Origin of the sequence: Microbacterium gorillae, from assembly GCF_050990725.1 — a bacterium.
GTDB lineage: Bacteria > Actinomycetota > Actinomycetes > Actinomycetales > Microbacteriaceae > Microbacterium > Microbacterium gorillae_A.
The window spans coordinates 2,126,643-2,143,818 of sequence record NZ_CP158844.1 but is presented as its reverse complement, the minus strand read 5'-3'; the positions used below and the strand labels follow the sequence as shown (position 1 = coordinate 2,143,818).

Sequence of the window (17,176 nt, the reverse complement as noted above, 5' to 3'; positions counted from 1 at the left end):
CGCGTGCGAGCAGCCTTCGCTCCCGATCACGGTGGCGTCACAGGCCCCGCGCCGTCAGGCTGTCGGCCATGGTGTCGGCATGGCGGAGCGCGATGACGAGAAGCGGGAGCACGAACCGCGGTCCGACACGCAGACCCCGCATACGCTGCACCTCCCGGATCCTGCGCGCATGACGGATCAGCACGGGTGCCGTGGTGATCGTCAGCGACAGTGCCAGGGCGACACGATCCGGGTTCACTCCGAATCGACGCATCGGGCTGAGCAGAGCGCGGATGACGGCCATCATGTCGGTCTGCGACGTACTCACGGCGAGGACGGCCGCGACCAGCAGCAGACCCAGGACGCGACCGGTGGCGATGAGCGCTGCCGCGACACCGGAGAACACGCCGACCGACACCAGCACGAACGCTCCGACGAACAGGAAGGACCGCAGCTGCACGCGTAGGACGGAGCGGTGTCGAGGCGTTCGCCACCCCACGCAGACCGCCCCACCGCCGATGACGATCGCCACGACCGCACCGGCAACGGGCGGTATCAGCGAGACGACCACAGCCAGCAGTGCCAGCGCTACGAGGCGGAGCGCGGCGCGTCTTGTGCTTGCCGCGCCGGTCACGCGCAGTCCCGTTCGTAGCGCGCCACGACGTCATCCGGGCTGCCCTGGTCTACCACTTCACCCCGCTCGAAACGCAGGGCATGATCACACCGACGCGCCAGCGCCAGATCATGTGTGACGAGCACCAGCCGATCCGTGACCATTGGAGTGCCCTGCGTCTCATCGCCGAGCAGGAGCGCGCCCACGCGTCGAGAGTTGCGCAGGTCCAGCTGCGTGGTCGGTTCATCCGCGATGAGGACCGCGGGTCGGCGCACCGCGATGCTCGCGAGGGCGAGGAGCTGCTTCTGGCCCCCGGAGAGGACACTCACAGAGCGATCTGCCAGCTCCTCCAGCTCGAACTGCTGGACGGCCGCTTCCACGCGCCCGCGACGTTCATCGCCGGCAATGCGGAGGGCGCCCGCGGTGAGCGCGATGTCCTCGCGCGGTGTCGGCATCAGAATCTGCGCGTCAGGATCGGAGAACACCATGCCGACGATCTCGCGCAGCTTCCGATCCCGCACATCGACGCCCGTGACCGACGCAGACCCCCGCGACGGCTTGACGAGGCCGGCCAGCACGCGCGCGAAGGTTGACTTGCCCGATCCGTTCGCCCCGATCACAGCGGTCCGCCGGTACGGGAGCCGCACGGATACCGCGGTGAGGACGAGGGCGCCGTCCTCACCGCGAACATCGAGGTCTCGCGTCTCGATCACGCGTTCGCCGGCGCGCCGCTCGGCTCGAGAGCACGGGATCGCGGCGGTGCGAAAGCAGCGGGGTACGCGCGCAGCAGTGCCGTCGCGATGATCGTCGCCGCTGCTGCCTTGATCAGATCGCCCGGCAGGAAGACGACGCTCGTCAGCGCGGTCTGAGCGAGCGGAACGCCGGTGATCAGCGCTTGGAGCGGGATGCCGAGCACATACACGCCGAGGATCCCGCCGACCACGGCTCCCAGGCCGAAGCGCCACCACGTGCGACGGCCCGAGTGAGCGATGAGACCAGCGATGATGACGCCGGACAGCCAGCCGAGCAGATACCCGACCGTCGGACCGAAGAACACCCCGAGCCCGCCGCGGCCGCCGGAGAGAACCGGCAGACCGATCGCAGCCAGGAGGATCACCACGCCAACAGCCGCCGCGCCGCGCCGCGCGCCGAGCACGAGGCCCGCGAGCATCACGCCCAGCGTCTGCGCGGTGATGGGGACGAGACCCGGCACAGGAATCGGACCGACGAGTCCGAGGGCCACGATGAGCGCGGCGAAGACGGCGATGCGAGCAAGGTCTCGCGTCTCGAATGGGGTGGTCATGCTGCCTCCTGAACGGTGTTCATTGAACGGTGTTCACTATAGTGATCAGATGGCCATGGAACGCAACTCGCGCACGCCGCGTGTCGACAGAGACACCATCGTCGAGACGGCGCTGCGGCTGCTGGACGAGCTGGGTCTGGCTGACGTGTCGATGCGCCGCCTCGGCAGCGAACTGGGCGTACAACCCAGCGCGCTCTACTGGCACATCGCGAACAAACAGGAACTTCTTGCCGCGGTCGCCGACCGTATCGTGCCGCCGGCGCCGGAGCTGCTGGGCGAGGACCTCTCCCCCGCTGCCGTCGCCCGGCGGTTGCGCACCGCGTTACTCGCCCATCGCGATGGCGCCGAGGTCGTGCTGAGCACCTACGCGCTCTCCCTCGGGACGAGCCCGGCGGCCGCCGCGTTGCAGGCGGCCCTTCGCCCCGCCGTGGCGGCGGAACTGCGCCCCACGGTGGCTGCCGCTGTGCTGCAGTTCGTGCTGGGCAACGCCTCGGTGCTGCAGCAGCGACTCACGGCGTTCCGGTTCGGCGCTCTGACGGGTGATGAGCACGCGATGATCGCGGCGTCAGACGCCGAGTTCACCGTGGGCCTCGACGCCCTCCTCGCGGGTGTCGCTCACCGTGTGGCCGACGGCCAACGTTGACGCACACGGATCGCGTGCGCCGCCGCCCCTGACGCGCACGGATCAAGCGCACACCCAGTCTGGTTTCTCGCCAAGGAGCTTCCGACGAGACGCAGGGCCATGGCGACGTACGCCCCTGGCCTCAGCCGTTCGAGGTGGTCTCGCGGATGTGTCCGAGCCGAGTGCCGGGAATGAAGGCGACGAGCGCGAGAATCATGGCAAACGCGAACACCGCGGGGAACCCGCCGCCGAGAGCAACGATGAGTCCGAAGATCGCGATCGCCGATGCCGTCGTCAGCGAGTCGGCAATGGTCAACGACGAGGAGACGAAGCCCTGCGTCTGAGGCGTGGAGTACGCCAACCCGAGCACGCTCAGCCGGGGGTACATGAAGCCCATGCCCGCCCCGGCCGCCGTCCAGGCGACAATGATCAGCCACGCGGGGGCCGTGACCAGCGCCACCAGTGCGACGGCGCCGATCGATGCGGCCAGGATCGTCAGCCCGATCAGCGCGGTGCGCCGATTTCCCACCCGGTCCCCGAAGCGTCCCTGCAGCTCAGAGCTGAGCGACCAGAGGATCGCGCCGCCGGTGAGTCCGAGCCCGGCGAGTGTAGGCGTGAAGCCGTAGTCCTCACGGAGCACGTACGGCACGTAGACCTCGGCACCGAGCATCGCGGCGGCGATCAGTCCGCGCATCGACACCACGGAGGGAAGTCCGGGACGAGCGCGGAGAGTCCCGACCGGAATCAACGGACGCACGACGACAGCGATGAGCACGAGAAGCAGGAGCGCTCCGATCACCAGCACCGGCGCGGGCAGGTTCCAATCTCCGAGCATGCTGAGCGCCGTCGCTGCCACGGCAACGACGACCGCGGCGGCGACCCGACCGGCGATCCCCTCGTTCGAGGCGCGCTCGGTCGGCCCTCCGATCGTGCGCAGGCGGGCGAACACCATGACGAAGGCGAGCCCGGTCAGCACTGCGACGCCGAGGAACACCCATCGCCAGTGCAGCTGGTCCGCGACGAAACCGGCGAGGAACGGGCCGATAAGCGATGGGACCACCCACGCGGCGGAGAAGGCGGCGAACACGCGGCCGTGCAGCGCGGCCGGGTAGGCGCGCGCCACCACCACATACAGCGCGACCGTCTCGCCACCACCGCCGAGCCCCTGCACCAGTCGCCCCACGACGAGCGTCGGCATCTCGGTGGCGACGCCCGCGATGACAAGGCCGGCGACGAACACGATGACCGCGGTCGCAACCGGCCACAGCGGCCGTGCGCGGTCGCACCAGATGCCCACCACGATCATGCCGATGACGCTGGCCGCCATCGTGCCCGCAAAGGCCACCGAGTAGAGGGATGCGCCGTTGAGATCCTCGCTCACCACGGGCATGACGGTTGTCACGGCGAGCGACTCGAACGCTGCGAGGAAGATGAGCGCCACGGCACCCGCCGTGGTCCACACGTACTCCGGCGACCAGATGGACACCGGACGCTGCTGGCGGCTCACGCGAGAGCGCCGAGGCGCGCGAAAGCGTCCTGGAGGATCTCGGGAGAGGTCGCGAAATTCACACGGATGAAACCGCGCCCCTCCTCGCCGAACGTCGGCCCCGGGTTGACCGCGACGCGTGCGTTCTCGAGAATCCACTCGGCCGCATCGTCGCCCCAGCCCAGCGGCCGGACGTCGATCCAGGCGAGGTAGCCCGCGTCCGGGACGACATAGCGTGCGCCGGGCAAGTGCCGGGCGACGAGGTCAGCCACCAGCTCACGATTGAGATCCAGACGTGCGCGCACGGCGGCCAGCCAGGCATCGCTGGCAGGAGCATACGCTGCCACACCCGCGATCACGCCGAACCACCCGGTACGCCACTCCACCTCGACCGGAAGCTGATTCACGACATCGGTGGTGCGGTCCGACGCCGTCACCATCAGCGCACACTTCAGGCCGGCCAGGTTGTAAGCCTTGCTGGCGCTGGTGACGGTAAAGCCCACCTCACGCGCATCGTCACCGGCCGTCAGGAACGGTGTGAACATCACGCCCTCGCGCACCAGTGGCGCGTGGATCTCATCGCTGATGATGAAGCCGCCGTGGGCGCGAGCGATACGGGCCAATTCGACGAGCGTCTCGCGATCGTGCACCGTACCTGTCGGGTTGTGCGGGTTGCAGAGGAGCATCGCGCGCGCCCCCGCAGCGAAGGCAGCATCGATGCCGACCAGATCCAGGCGCCAGCCGTCCTCGTCGGCAACGAGCGACACCTGCACGACCTCGCCCCCGGCCTCCGGAACGGCGTCGAAGAAGGGCGGGTACACCGGCGGAGTGACGATGACGCCGTCGCCCGGCGCGATCACGCCGCGCATGATCTCGACCAGTCCCATCACGACGTCGCCGGTCGTGCGTACGCGTGACGCGTCGACCTGCCACCCGTGGCGCCGTGCCGAGAAGTCGACGAACGCGTCCTGCAGCGGGTGCGTCGGCGGCGTGTAGCCGGTGTCGCCGATGGCGAGTGCGTCGGCCAGGGCTTCGGTGATCGCCGGCGCCAGCGGGAAGTCGGATTCCGCGACGAACAGCGGCAGCACGTCGTCGGGATACTTCGCCCACTTGGTGCTGCCACGCCTCCGCAGTGTCTCGATCGGCAGGGCGTCGATCGGGTCCGTCATGTCATGTATCCAATCCGCGCGCGTGAACGCGTGCGTGCCGTGGGCGGAACGAGCCCTGGTCAGAAGTTCCTGACCAGGGCTCGTTGCGGTGAATCGTCAGATCGCGAAGCCGAGGGCGCGCATCATGTCGCGGCCGTCGTCGGTGATCCGCTCCGGACCCCACGGCGGCATCCACACCCAGTTGATGCGGAACTGCTCGACCACTCCGTCCAGGGCCTCGCCCGTCTGCGCTTCCAGCACATCCGTCAGCGGGCACCCGGCACTGGTGAGCGTCATGTGGATGACCAGAGCGTCGTTCTCCTCGTCCCAGCCCAGATCGTAGATCAGGCCGAGATCGACGACGTTGACGTTGAGCTCAGGATCCATGACGTCCTTGAGCGCTTCGGTCACCTCGTCGTACTTCTCGGGGGTCAGTGTCGCGGTCATGATTCGACCTTACGCCTCGATGATCTCGCCGGGGGCGAAGAAGCGGTCGTAGCCCTCGTTCTCGAGGCGCTCGGCGAGCTCCGGGCCGCCCTCCTCCGCGACCTTGCCCTTGACCAGCACGTGCACGTGGTCGGGCTTGATGTAGCGGAGGATGCGGGTGTAGTGCGTGATGAGCAGCACACCCATGCCGGTCTTCTCCTTGGCACGGTTGACACCCTCGGAGACGATCTTCAGCGCGTCGACGTCGAGGCCGGAGTCGGTCTCGTCGAGGATCGCGAACTTCGGCTTCAGAAGCTCCAGCTGCAGGATCTCGTGGCGCTTCTTCTCGCCACCGGAGAAGCCCTCGTTGACGTTGCGCGACGCGAACTTCGGGTCCATGCGCAGGCCCTTCATGGCCTCCTTCACGTCCTTGGTCCACGTGCGGATGGCCGGAGCCTCACCGTCGATGGCGGTCTTGGCGGTGCGCAGGAAGTTCGTGACGGTCACGCCCGGGATCTCCACCGGGTACTGCATCGCCAGGAACAGGCCGGCGCGAGCACGCTCGTCGACCGTCATGTCGAGGACGTCCTCGCCGTCCAGCGTGATGGTGCCACCGGTGACGGTGTACTTCGGGTGACCGGCGATCGTGTACGCGAGCGTCGACTTGCCGGAACCGTTGGGACCCATGATCGCGTGGGTCTCGTTCGTGTTGATCGTCAGCGAGACGCCGTTGAGGATCGGCGTGGTGCCCTCCTCCGTCTCGACGGTCACATGGAGGTCGCGGATCTCGAGAACAGCCATCAGTTGATTTCCTTCTTCACATTCGGGTCGATGAGCACGTCGTCGCCGTCGATCACGACGTCGAAAACCGGGACGGGCTCGAAAGCAGGGAGGGTGAGCGGCTTGCCGCTGGTGAGCGAGAAGGCCGAGCCGTGGGCCCAGCACTCGATGGTCTCGCCCTCGACGAACCCGTCCGCCAGCGAGATGTCGCCGTGCGTGCAGGTGTCGCCGATCGCATGGATCACGTCATCCGCATCCTTCACGATGCAGATCGCCACGTCGTCGATCACGACGCGCAGCGCGGTGTCCTGTTCCAGCTCGCTCACGGAGCAGGCGCGGGATGCGGTCACTTGTCCGCTCCGCGGTCCAGCTCCACCGTGATGGCGTCGAAGAGCTCCTGCTCCAGCGACTCGATGCCGATCTTCTGGACGATCTCACCCAGGAAGCCGACGACGACCAGCCGGCGCGCCTCTTCCTCATCGATGCCACGAGCCTGCAGGTAGAACAGCTGCTCGTCGTCGAACCGACCGGTGGCCGATGCGTGACCGGCACCCTGGATGTCGCCGGTCTCGATCTCGAGGTTCGGAATCGAGTCCGCACGCGCACCGGTGGTGAGCACCAGGTTGCGGTTCGCCTCGTACGAGTCGGTACCCACGGCGTCCGGGCCGATCAGCACGTCGCCGACCCACACGGTCCGGGCGGTCTCGCCCTGCAGTGCGCTCTTGTAGAGCACGTCGCCAGTGGTGTGCGGGCCCTTGTGGTGCAGGTAGACCTGGCTCTCCAGGTGCTCGCCCGGGTCGGCAAAGGACACGCCGAACAGCTTGCCCTCGGATCCGGAGCCCGACAGCTCCACCGACGGGTTCACGCGCACGAGACTGCCGCTGAGGCTGGCCACGATATGCGTGAGGGTGGCGTCCTTGTCGACACGCGCCTGGTGAGCGGCCACGTGTACCGAGTTCTCATCCCACCGCTGCACGGAGACGACCGTGAGGTCGGATCCGTCGCGAGCGATGATCTCCACGTTCTGCGCGTACTGTGCCGAACCCTTGTGATCCAGCACCACGGTGCCACGGGCGTTCGCGCCGGCTTCGATCACGATGTGGCCGAAAGCGCGCTTGTCCGCACCCGTCCCGAGGATGGGCAGCACGAGCGGAGCGTCGAGTTCCTCGTTCGCGGGAATGCTGAGGTGGATCACGCCCGGTGCCTGCTTGAACGCGATGGCGGCCATGCGGTCCTCGGGGCGGAAGAACTCGTCGCCGCTGGCGACCTCGTCGGCCGACAGGTGCGCCTCGACGCCGTCGAGGTCGTACTGCACGGCGCCCTCGTCGCCCGGCTCATCGATCAGCAGACCGCGGAGGCGATCCACCGGGGTGTGGAGGAAGTTGACCTCACGCCCGGTGGGCATGGGCAGCTCATCCGGGACGAACGAGGTGGGACGCTCGGAACGCGTCTGAACGGGGACGAACGGGCCGTCGCTGTGCGCGAGGGAACCCGGCACCACCTGGGGTGCCTCAGTGTTGGTCGTCATCTCAGCCGACCGATCCTTCCATGCCCATCTCAATGAGCTTGTTCAGCTCGAGGGCGTACTCCATGGGCAGTTCACGGGCGATGGGCTCGATGAAGCCGCGGACGATCATCGCCATGGCCTCGTCCTCCGGCAGGCCGCGGCTCTGCAGGTAGAAGAGCTGCTCTTCGCTGACCTTCGAGACCGTGGCCTCGTGACCGAGCTGAACATCGTCCACGCGGATGTCGATCGCGGGGTACGTGTCGGAGCGCGACATCGTGTCCACGAGCAGCGCGTCACAGCGCACGGTGTTGGCGGAGTGGTGGGCGTTGGCATCCACCCGGACCTCGCCGCGGTAACCGGCACGGCCGCCACCGCGAGCGATCGACTTCGACACGATCGAAGACTGCGTGTACGGCGCCATGTGGATCATCTTCGCGCCGGCGTCCTGGTGCTGACCGGGACCCGCGAAGGCGACGGACAGCGTCTCGCCCTTCGCGTGCTCGCCCATCAGGTAGATCGACGGGTACTTCATGGTCACCTTGGAGCCGATGTTTCCGTCGACCCACTCCATGGTGGCGCCCTCGTGGGCGACGGCACGCTTGGTCACCAGGTTGTAGACGTTGTTGGACCAGTTCTGGATCGTGGTGTAGCGAACGCGGGCGTTCTTCTTCACGATGATCTCGACCACGGCGGAGTGCAGCGAGTCCGACTTGTAGATCGGGGCCGTGCAGCCCTCGATGTAGTGGACGTAGCTGTCCTCGTCCGCGATGATCAGGGTCCGCTCGAACTGACCCATGTTCTCGGTGTTGATGCGGAAGTACGCCTGCAGCGGGATCTCGACGTGAACGCCCTTCGGCACGTACACGAACGAGCCACCCGACCACACGGCGGTGTTCAGTGCGGCGAACTTGTTGTCGCCGGCCGGGATCACCGTGCCGAAGTACTCCTCGAAGAACTCGGGGTGCTCGCGCAGCGCGGTGTCGGTGTCCATGAAGATGACGCCCTGTGCCTCCAGGTCCTCGCGGATCTGGTGGTAGACCACCTCGGACTCGTACTGCGCGGCGACGCCGGCGACGAGACGCTGACGCTCGGCCTCGGGGATGCCCAGGCGCTCGTACGTGTTGCGGATGTCCTCCGGGAGGTCCTCCCAGGACTGCGCCTGCTTCTCCGTGGAGCGCACGAAGTACTTGATGTTCTCGAAGTCGATGTCCGACAGATCGGCGCCCCAGGTGGGCATCGGCTTGCGACCGAAGAGCTGCAGGCCCTTCAGCCGGGTTTTGAGCATCCATTCCGGTTCGCTCTTGAGCGCCGAGATGTCGCGGACGACGGCCTCGCTCAGGCCGCGCTTCGCGCTGGCACCGGCGGCATCGGGATCGTGCCAGCCGAACTCGTACACCCCCAGCCCCTCGAGCTCGGGTCGGTCAATGAGCACATCAGACATGGCGTCACACTCTCCTCAATTGGCCCAAACGGTCTCATCCGTCCCGGCATTCCGGACGCCCGACGAGGTGGACGGGGTGGGGATGCCGCTTCGGGCCTTTCTCAGACGCCGGGATTCCGACGCCTAGACTGTGTAGGGATGCCGCGTCTTCGAACGCCGCATCTCGACCCCTCGATTCTACAGGTTTGCTCGGACACTGGGCGGACCTGCCGCGGTGCCGTCACCGATCAGCACCGCCCGTCCGGAAGGCTGCGCATGTCGGCGTCCACCACCTCCGCCCCCTCGCCGCTCGCGCGTTTCGCCGCGTGGCTGCCCGCCGTCCCGGATCGCCGCGTCCGGGTGATCGCGTGGCTGAATTTCATCGGCAACGTGGTGATCATCGCCACCGGTGGCGCTGTGCGTCTGACCGGCTCAGGACTCGGTTGCCCCACCTGGCCGCTGTGCACGGCGGACTCCCTCGTCCCCGTCCCCGGCATGGAGGAGGGGTACCACAAGTACATCGAGTTCGGGAACCGACTGATGAGCCCCGTGCTGGGTATCCTCGCCCTGCTGCTGCTCGTGCTGATCTGGCGCATGCGCCAGGAGCGACGCGACCTGTTCACCCTCTCGTGGATCGTGATGGGCGGCATCCTCGCGCAGGCCGTGGTCGGCGGGATCACGGTGTGGACCGGACTGAACCCCTTCATCGTGGGCTTCCACTACGTCGCATCGCTGACGCTGGTGTGCATCACCGCGGTTCTGCTGTGGCGTGTGTACTCCCCCACGGGGCCGCGTCAGCGAGTAGTGCCGACGTGGTACCTCATCCTCACCCACGTGGCGACACTGGCCATGGCCGTGAGCGTGATCTTCGGCGTCCTGACCACCGGCGCCGGCCCGCACTCGGGCGATGACGACGTGCTGCGTCGCAACGGGTTCGACGCGACGATCCTCGAACACATCCACGCCTGGCCCGGGTACGTGCTGTTCGCACTCACGCTCGTGCTTGCGATCGCCGCCTGGCGCCAGAAGCTGCCGACCCTGCGCTGGGTTGTTCTGCTTCTCGCCGTCGAACTGGTCCAGATCGCGGTCGGCCTCTACCAGGCGCGCAACGGCCTGCCGCCACTCGCCGTCGGCATCCACATGGTGCTCGCGTCGCTGACGGCTGCCGCGATGGTCAGCGTCGTCCTCTCTCTCAAGCAGCCGACGAAGACCCTCACAGCACAGGCATAGCTCGCGCATCGGGGGCTCGGATACGAGCTTGTCACCCTTGTTCGAACGGAGAGTCTCTCCGTTCGAACAAGGAGCTTGTACTGATGAAGAACCCCAGCGCCCTCAAGCGCGCACCGTTCTGGATTCTGCTGGTCGCCTCTGCGGGCGTCGCCGCCTACGGTGTCCAGGCGGCGGTGAGCCGCATCACGACGATGGAGGCCGGCCTGACCGACGGCTCGGCCACCACTGCGCAGGTCTACGGCGGTCAGTCGTGGGTGGTGCTGGAATCCATCCTGGCGGGCGCAGGAATCGTTGGCGTGCTGGTCGCACTGGCCGTGTGGGCTCTGGGGCCGCGGGTCGTCGCTACGGCCGCCCCGGCTGCCCCCGCCACCGAGTACGTCCAGCCACTGCCGGAGCCGGCTTGGGGCGAGCAGACCGGTGCTGCGGAGACTGTCGCTGCACAGCCGAGCGCCGAGGCCCACCCGGCCCAGGAGCCCGCCACGGAGTCGGTGCCTGCTACAGAGTCGGAGCCCGCTACAGCGTCCGAGACACCGCGGACCGGCGCCGATGGCGAGCAGTCCGCCAGCACGACGGAGCCCAGCCTCACCCGCTGACTCCCCCACACATGCGAAACGCCCCGGATGATCCGGGGCGTTTCGCGGTTCGAGATCAGAAGGCGATCGGGAACAGGGCGTCCAGCGCGATCGCGAGGAAGAGGATGGTGCAGTAGGTGATCGATGCGTGGAAGACACGCATCGGCGCGGGAGCCTGCTTTCCCTTCACAGCCTGGTTGTAGAGACGATGCGCCTCGTAGACGAACCAGCCGCCCGAGACCAGAGCCGACACGGTGTAGATCGCGTGCATCGGCCCCGCGGGGATCAGCAGCAGCGAGCAGATGACGGTGGCCCACGTGTAAAGGATCACCTGCAGCCCGACCTGGGTCGTGCCGCGCGTGACGCCGAGCATCGGGACCGAGACGGCACCGTACTGGTCCTTGTACTTCATCGACAGCGGCCAGTAGTGCGCCGGGGTCCAGAGGAACACGACGATGAACAGGATCACCGGCGCCCACGAGAAGGTCGGGTCCACGGCCGTCCAGCCGATCACCACGGGGAAGCATCCGGCGATGCCACCCCAGATGATGTTCTGCTCGGTACGGCGCTTGAGCCAGAGCGTGTAGATCACGACGTAGAAGAAGATCGCGACGACCGAGTAGATCGTGGCCACCCAGTTCGTGAACACGGCCAGCCACACCGTGGAGAGCGCGGCCAGCACCCAGGCGAACACGAGCGCATTGCGCGGGGTGAGCTCCCCCGTGACCAGCGGGCGATCCTTGGTGCGCTTCATGTGCGCATCCATGTCGCGGTCGATGTACATGTTGAACGCGGCGGCGGAACCCGCGCTCATCGCGCCGCCGATGACCGTCGTGACGACGAGCCACAGATCCGGCATGCCGTGTGCCGCCAGGAACATCACCGGAACGGTGGTGACCAGCAGGAGCTCCATCACGCGCGGCTTGGTGAGCGCCACGTAGGCTCGGATCTTTCGTCCGATTCCCAGCTTCTCGGTCAGCTGTTCTGTCGGTGTGGACGTCGCAGTCAGTTCGATCGCCCCCTTCGGACGTGTCGGCACGGGTCTTTTCAGTCTATGGCATCGCATCGCACTGTCAGACGGGCCCGAGCCGCGCAAGACGACAGCGCAGTGAATCGTCACAAACTCTCGATTCGGCGCCGGGAATCCCCTACATGACTATGCTGGCAGGGAACCATACGTGCGCATGTGCGAACCGTTTCCGTGCTGATGCGGCCTGCGGACCGCTGATGCGTGCATCCAACTTCGCGGAAGGTGATCCGGTGCCGGAACTTCTTTGGGATGACGTCGACAAGCGCGCGGTGGACACCGCGCGTGTGCTGGCAGCAGATGCAGTGGAGAAGGTCGGCAACGGCCATCCGGGCACTGCCATGAGCCTCGCGCCGGTGGCGTACCTGCTCTACCAGCGTGTGCTGCGTCACGACCCGTCGGACCCCACCTGGATCGGTCGCGACCGCTTCATCCTGTCGGTCGGCCACTCGTCGCTGACGCAGTACATCCAGCTCTACTACGGCGGTTTTGGCCTCGAGCTGAACGACATCGAGAGCCTGCGCACGTGGGGCTCCCTCACGCCGGGTCACCCGGAGTACGGACACACCAAGGGCGTGGAGATCACGACCGGACCGCTCGGCCAGGGCCTGGCTTCGGCAGTCGGCTTCGCCTACGCGCAGCGCTACGAGCGCGGACTGTTCGACCCCGAGGCCGCAGCGGGCACTAGTCCGTTCGACCACAATGTGTACGTGATCTGCGGCGACGGCGACCTGCAGGAGGGTGTCACCAGCGAGGCCTCGTCGCTCGCCGGTCACCAGCAGCTCGGCAACCTCATCGCCATCTACGACTCCAACCAGATCTCCATCGAGGACGACACCAACGTCGCCTTCACCGAGGACGTCGCCGCGCGCTACAAGGCGTACGGCTGGGACGTCCGCGTCGTCGACTGGAAGAAGACCGGTGAGTACGTCGAGGACGTCGACGCACTGTACGCGGAGATCGAAGCGGCCAAGGGCGTCTCCGACAAGCCCTCGCTGATCATCCTGAAGACCATCATCGGTTGGCCGTCGCCGGGCAAGCAGAACTCCGGCAAGATCCACGGCTCCGCGCTCGGTGCCGACGAGCTCGCCGCCGTCAAGAAGGTCCTGAACTTCGACCCCGAGCAGCACTTCGCCGTCGAGGATGCCGTCATCGAGCGCGCCCGCGGCCTGGTTGCTCGCGGCGCCGAGGTTCACGCGGCCTGGCAGCGGGACTTCGACGCCTGGGCCGAGGCCAACCCGGAGCGCAAGGAGCTCCTGGACCGCCTCGAGGCACAGGCGCTCCCGGCGGACATCGAGGACGCCCTGCCGGTGTTCGAGGCTGGGAAGGAAGTCTCCACGCGTGTCGCCTCCGGCAAGGTCATCAACGCCCTCGCGGCGCGTCTGCCCGAGCTCTGGGGCGGATCGGCGGACCTCGCCGAGTCCAACATGACGTCCATCACGGACGCCCCGTCCTTCATCCCCACCGAGTGGTCCACCCACGAGTGGAGCGGAAACCCGTACGGCCGCGTACTGCACTTCGGCATCCGCGAGCACGCGATGGGCTCGATCCTGAACGGCATCGTCCTGTCGGGTCTCACCCGTCCGTTCGGCGGCACGTTCCTGATCTTCAGCGACTACATGCGTCCGGCGGTTCGTCTGGCAGCCCTCATGGGCATCGCCCCGGTCTTCGTGTGGACGCACGACTCGGTCGCGCTCGGCGAGGACGGCCCCACCCACCAGCCGATCGAGCAGCTCGCCTCGCTGCGCGTGATCCCCAACATGACGGTGGTTCGTCCGGCGGACGCCAACGAGACCGCCGTCGCGTGGCTGCAGGCGCTACGTCACCACTCGGGTCCGATCGGTCTGGCCCTCACCCGCCAGAACGTTCCGACGTATGAGCGCGTCGACGGTCCCGCCACGGGCGACGCGTTCGCCTCGGCCGACGGTGTCGCGCGCGGCGCCTACGTGCTGCAGGAGGCCCCGGGCGGAACCCCGGACGTTCTGCTTATCGCGACCGGTTCCGAGGTTCAGCTGGCCGTCGGCGCCCGCGAGGTGCTGCGTGGCGAGGGCATCAACGCCCGCGTCGTCTCCGCTCCCTCGCTCGAGTGGTTCGCGCAGCAGGACGAGGACTACCGCGAGAGCGTGCTCCCGTCCGGCATCAAGGCTCGCGTCTCCGTCGAGGCCGGCTCCGCAGCCAGCTGGTACCGCATCGTCGGCGACACCGGACGCACCGTTGCGATCGACCACTTCGGCGCCTCCGCCGACTGGAAGACGCTGTTCACCAACTTCGGGTTCACTGTCGACCACGTCGTGCAGGCGGCCCGCGAGACCGTTAAGGAGAACTCATGACCACCCCCACGGCAGATCTCACTGCAGCCGGCGTCAGCATCTGGCTCGACGACCTCTCGCGCTCGCGCATCACGTCCGGCAACCTCGCCGAGCTGATCCAGACGCGCAACGTCTCCGGCGTCACCACCAACCCCACGATCTTCCAGGGCGCCATCAGCAACGGCGGTGGAGACTACGCGGCACAGCTGGAGGAGCTCGCGAAGGCCGGTGCCAGTGTTGACGAGGCGATCTTCGCGCTCACCACCGACGACGTGCGCAACGCAACGGACATCTTCCGTCCGGTGTACGACGCCACGGGCGGCGTCGATGGTCGCGTGTCCATCGAGGTCTCCCCCGACCTCGCGCACGACACCGAGGGCACCGTCGCGCAGGCGAAGGAGCTGTGGGCCGCTGTCGACCGCGAGAACACGCTCATCAAGATCCCGGCGACCAAGGCCGGCATCCCGGCGATCACGGCAACCCTGGCGGAGGGCATCAGCGTCAACGTGACGCTGATCTTCTCGCTGGAGCGCTACAACGACGTGATCGACGCGTACTACGCGGGCATCGAGCAGGCACAGGCCAACGGTCACGACATCAGCCGCATCCACTCGGTCGCCTCGTTCTTCGTCTCGCGCGTCGATACTGAGGTGGACAAGCGTCTCGCCGAGATCGGCACCGAAGACGCGCTGGCGCTCAAGAGCCAGGCGGGCCTTGCCAACGCACGTCTGGCCTACGAGCTGTTCGGACAGAAGTCGGCCACCGAGCGCGCGCAGCAGCTTGCCGCTGCGGGAGCCAACCCGCAGCGTCCGCTGTGGGCTTCCACGGGTGTCAAGGACCCCGCACTGCCGGCGACGCTCTACGTCACCGAGCTCGTCGCCGCCGACACCGTGAACACCATGCCGGAGAAGACCCTGGAGGCCACCTTCGCCGAGGGCGTCATCACCGGTGACACGATCACGCCGAACATCCCCGCCGCGCACGACGTCGTTGCTCGCCTCGCCGCCGTCGGCGTGGACTTCGCCGACGTCACGCAGCTGCTCGAGGATGAGGGCGTCTCGAAGTTCATCGCTTCCTGGCAGGACCTCAAGAGCACCGTGCAGACGGCGCTCGAGAGCGCACGGTGACCTTCCGACTGCGTCTCTCCGGCCACCCGCGTGAGGTGGCCGAGGCGGTCGTTCCCGCCCTCGTCGACGATCTGGTGGCGTCAGGAATCGCGGATCAGAACCCCACGCTGTGGGGATCTGTCGCGAAGGCCGACGCCGAGATCCGACTGGGCTGGGTCCAGTCCGTCGAGATCTCCCGACCGCTCGTCGCGGAGGTCGTCGCGCTGCGCGACGACCTCCGTCGGCGGGGGCTGGACCGCGTCGTTCTCGCCGGAATGGGCGGCTCATCGCTCGCTCCGGAAGTCATCACGCGCGGCGCCGACGCTCCCCTCGTGATCCTCGATTCGACCGCACCGGGCCAGGTGCTCGCCGCGATCGACGGGGAGAGCGAGGACGACCTGCGCCGCACCGTGCTGGTGGTGTCGTCGAAGTCGGGTTCCACCGTGGAGACGGACTCGGCGCAGCGTGCGTTCGAGGCCGCCTTCACAGACCTGGGGCTGGACCCTGCGGAGCGGATCATCGTGGTCACCGACCCCGGTTCCCCGCTCGAGGCACGTGCCGCGGAACGCGGCTACCGGGTTTTCACTGCGCAGCCGACCGTGGGCGGGCGCTTCTCGGCCCTGACCGCGTTCGGGCTCGTCCCGTCCGGTCTCGCCGGCGCGGATATCGAAGCCGTGCTCGACGAGGCCGACGCGGTTCTCGCGGACGTCGCAATCGACAGCCCCGACAATCCCGCTCTGATCCTCGGAGCGGCGATCGCCGGTGCCACCTCCGACGCCGTTCGCAAGGACAAGCTGGGCCTGATCGTCGAACCGGACGCGGGCCTGGATGGTCTCGCGGACTGGATCGAGCAGCTCGTCGCCGAATCCACCGGCAAGGACGGCACGGGAATCCTTCCGGTCGTGCTGACGGAGGTCTCCCTCGAGGCGGAGGAGCCGCAGGACGACCTGCAGCGCGTTCGCTTCGTGCAGGACGTCGATGATGTCGGCATCTTCGAAGACCACTACGACGAGATCCTCATCAGCGCGAGCCTCGGTTCCGCATTCCTCGTGTGGGAGTACGCCGTGGCGATCGCGGGTCGCATCCTCGGGATCAACCCCTTCGATCAGCCGGACGTGGAAGCGGCCAAGGCCGCTGCTCGCGACCTCCTGACCGAGCGCCCCCCGATCGAAGCGCCCGCCTTTGTAGAAGGCGGGATCGAGGTGCGCTCCTCGGACGCGACGCTCGTCACGGCGGGTTCCGTGCGTGGAGTACTCGACGCGCTGTTCTCGCAGGCCGCGGATGACGGATACATCGCGATTCAGGCCTACGTCAATCGCGAGGCACTCCCCCAGCTTGTCGGGCTCCGCGAACTCGCCGCCGCGGCGTCAGCACGCCCCGTCACCTTCGGGTGGGGACCGCGCTTCCTGCACTCGACGGGTCAGTACCACAAGGGCGGACCCGCGAACGGCGTGTTCCTCCAGATTCTGGAGAGCACCGATGTCGACCTGGAGATCCCCGGTCGCCCCTACACCTTCGGGCAGCTGATCAACGCACAGGCAGCGGGCGATGCCCGCGTCCTCGCAGCGCTCGGTCGTCCCGTCGTCACCCTCACCCTCACCGATCCCCAGAACGATGTCGTCGACCTGTTCGACGACGCCGACTGACA

General features: G+C 67.5%; 17 protein-coding genes. 6 read left to right on the top strand and 11 right to left on the bottom strand.

Going from position 1 to position 17,176, the window contains the following annotated elements; all coding sequences use genetic code 11:
- Positions 1 to 37 precede the first annotated feature (37 nt).
- The 3 genes from ABTV68_RS09635 to ABTV68_RS09625 are packed head-to-tail and all read right to left on the bottom strand — an operon-like array spanning position 38 to position 1,895.
- The gene (locus ABTV68_RS09635) at positions 38 to 613 is read right to left on the bottom strand and encodes an energy-coupling factor transporter transmembrane component T (protein ID WP_433677411.1); all 576 of its coding nucleotides are present in this window, start codon (positions 611 to 613) and stop codon (positions 38 to 40) included.
- The gene (locus ABTV68_RS09630) at positions 610 to 1,305 is read right to left on the bottom strand and encodes an energy-coupling factor ABC transporter ATP-binding protein (protein ID WP_433677410.1); all 696 of its coding nucleotides are present in this window, start codon (positions 1,303 to 1,305) and stop codon (positions 610 to 612) included. Before ABTV68_RS09630 ends, ABTV68_RS09635 begins: the two co-directional genes overlap by 4 nt.
- Positions 1,302 to 1,895 (bottom strand): biotin transporter BioY, encoded by a 594-nt coding sequence (locus ABTV68_RS09625; RefSeq protein WP_433677409.1) that lies wholly within the window; start codon positions 1,893 to 1,895, stop codon positions 1,302 to 1,304. Before ABTV68_RS09625 ends, ABTV68_RS09630 begins: the two co-directional genes overlap by 4 nt.
- Before the next feature lie 49 nt (positions 1,896 to 1,944).
- Here ABTV68_RS09625 and ABTV68_RS09620 point away from each other — a divergent pair, with 49 nt between their 5' ends.
- On the top strand, positions 1,945 to 2,538 hold the full coding sequence (locus ABTV68_RS09620) for a TetR family transcriptional regulator (RefSeq protein WP_433677408.1): 594 nt from the start codon (positions 1,945 to 1,947) through the stop codon (positions 2,536 to 2,538).
- Positions 2,539 to 2,659: 121 nt separating this feature from the next.
- Here ABTV68_RS09620 and ABTV68_RS09615 read toward each other — a convergent pair whose 3' ends face one another.
- The 7 genes from ABTV68_RS09615 to sufB form a co-directional block, all read right to left on the bottom strand.
- Complete coding sequence (locus ABTV68_RS09615) at positions 2,660 to 4,024, bottom strand: MFS transporter (RefSeq protein WP_433677407.1); 1,365 nt, start codon at positions 4,022 to 4,024, stop codon at positions 2,660 to 2,662.
- A complete protein-coding gene (locus tag ABTV68_RS09610; protein ID WP_433677406.1) occupies positions 4,021 to 5,172 on the bottom strand; it encodes a MalY/PatB family protein in 1,152 nt (383 codons plus the stop codon). The genes ABTV68_RS09615 and ABTV68_RS09610 overlap by 4 nt, the downstream gene beginning before the upstream one ends.
- Before the next feature lie 96 nt (positions 5,173 to 5,268).
- Positions 5,269 to 5,598 carry a metal-sulfur cluster assembly factor gene (locus ABTV68_RS09605; RefSeq protein ID WP_231090041.1) on the bottom strand — a complete coding sequence of 110 codons (330 nt, stop codon included), beginning with the start codon at positions 5,596 to 5,598 and terminating at the stop codon, positions 5,269 to 5,271.
- A 9-nt stretch (positions 5,599 to 5,607) separates the two neighbouring features.
- Positions 5,608 to 6,378, bottom strand: coding sequence for a Fe-S cluster assembly ATPase SufC (gene sufC / locus ABTV68_RS09600; protein ID WP_433677405.1), 771 nt, complete (start codon positions 6,376 to 6,378; stop codon positions 5,608 to 5,610).
- Positions 6,378 to 6,707 (bottom strand): non-heme iron oxygenase ferredoxin subunit, encoded by a 330-nt coding sequence (locus ABTV68_RS09595; protein ID WP_433677404.1) that lies wholly within the window; start codon positions 6,705 to 6,707, stop codon positions 6,378 to 6,380. Before ABTV68_RS09595 ends, sufC begins: the two co-directional genes overlap by 1 nt.
- Positions 6,704 to 7,885 carry a Fe-S cluster assembly protein SufD gene (gene sufD, locus ABTV68_RS09590; RefSeq protein WP_433677403.1) on the bottom strand — a complete coding sequence of 394 codons (1,182 nt, stop codon included), beginning with the start codon at positions 7,883 to 7,885 and terminating at the stop codon, positions 6,704 to 6,706. The genes ABTV68_RS09595 and sufD overlap by 4 nt, the downstream gene beginning before the upstream one ends.
- A 1-nt stretch (position 7,886) precedes the next feature.
- The gene (gene sufB / locus ABTV68_RS09585) at positions 7,887 to 9,305 is read right to left on the bottom strand and encodes a Fe-S cluster assembly protein SufB (RefSeq protein WP_433677402.1); all 1,419 of its coding nucleotides are present in this window, start codon (positions 9,303 to 9,305) and stop codon (positions 7,887 to 7,889) included.
- Between the two features lie 255 nt (positions 9,306 to 9,560).
- Between sufB and ABTV68_RS09580 the strand changes: the two genes are divergently transcribed.
- Both ABTV68_RS09580 and ABTV68_RS09575 read left to right on the top strand, forming a co-directional pair.
- Entirely contained in the window at positions 9,561 to 10,514 is a 954-nt protein-coding gene (locus ABTV68_RS09580) for a COX15/CtaA family protein (protein WP_433677401.1), read from the top strand.
- 83 nt (positions 10,515 to 10,597) lie between these two features.
- Positions 10,598 to 11,107, top strand: coding sequence for a hypothetical protein (locus ABTV68_RS09575; RefSeq protein WP_433677400.1), 510 nt, complete (start codon positions 10,598 to 10,600; stop codon positions 11,105 to 11,107).
- Positions 11,108 to 11,162: 55 nt separating this feature from the next.
- Here ABTV68_RS09575 and ABTV68_RS09570 read toward each other — a convergent pair whose 3' ends face one another.
- Positions 11,163 to 12,101 (bottom strand): heme o synthase, encoded by a 939-nt coding sequence (locus ABTV68_RS09570; RefSeq protein ID WP_433677586.1) that lies wholly within the window; start codon positions 12,099 to 12,101, stop codon positions 11,163 to 11,165.
- 245 nt (positions 12,102 to 12,346) lie between these two features.
- Here ABTV68_RS09570 and tkt point away from each other — a divergent pair, with 245 nt between their 5' ends.
- Genes tkt through ABTV68_RS09555 form a run of 3 tightly spaced genes read left to right on the top strand, consistent with a single transcriptional unit; the run spans position 12,347 to position 17,174 of the window.
- Entirely contained in the window at positions 12,347 to 14,443 is a 2,097-nt protein-coding gene (tkt, locus tag ABTV68_RS09565; protein WP_433677399.1) for a transketolase, read from the top strand.
- Positions 14,440 to 15,549, top strand: coding sequence for a transaldolase (gene tal, locus ABTV68_RS09560; protein ID WP_433677398.1), 1,110 nt, complete (start codon positions 14,440 to 14,442; stop codon positions 15,547 to 15,549). Before tkt ends, tal begins: the two co-directional genes overlap by 4 nt.
- A complete protein-coding gene (locus ABTV68_RS09555; RefSeq protein ID WP_433677397.1) occupies positions 15,546 to 17,174 on the top strand; it encodes a glucose-6-phosphate isomerase in 1,629 nt (542 codons plus the stop codon). Before tal ends, ABTV68_RS09555 begins: the two co-directional genes overlap by 4 nt.
- The last annotated feature ends 2 nt before the right edge of the window (positions 17,175 to 17,176 follow it).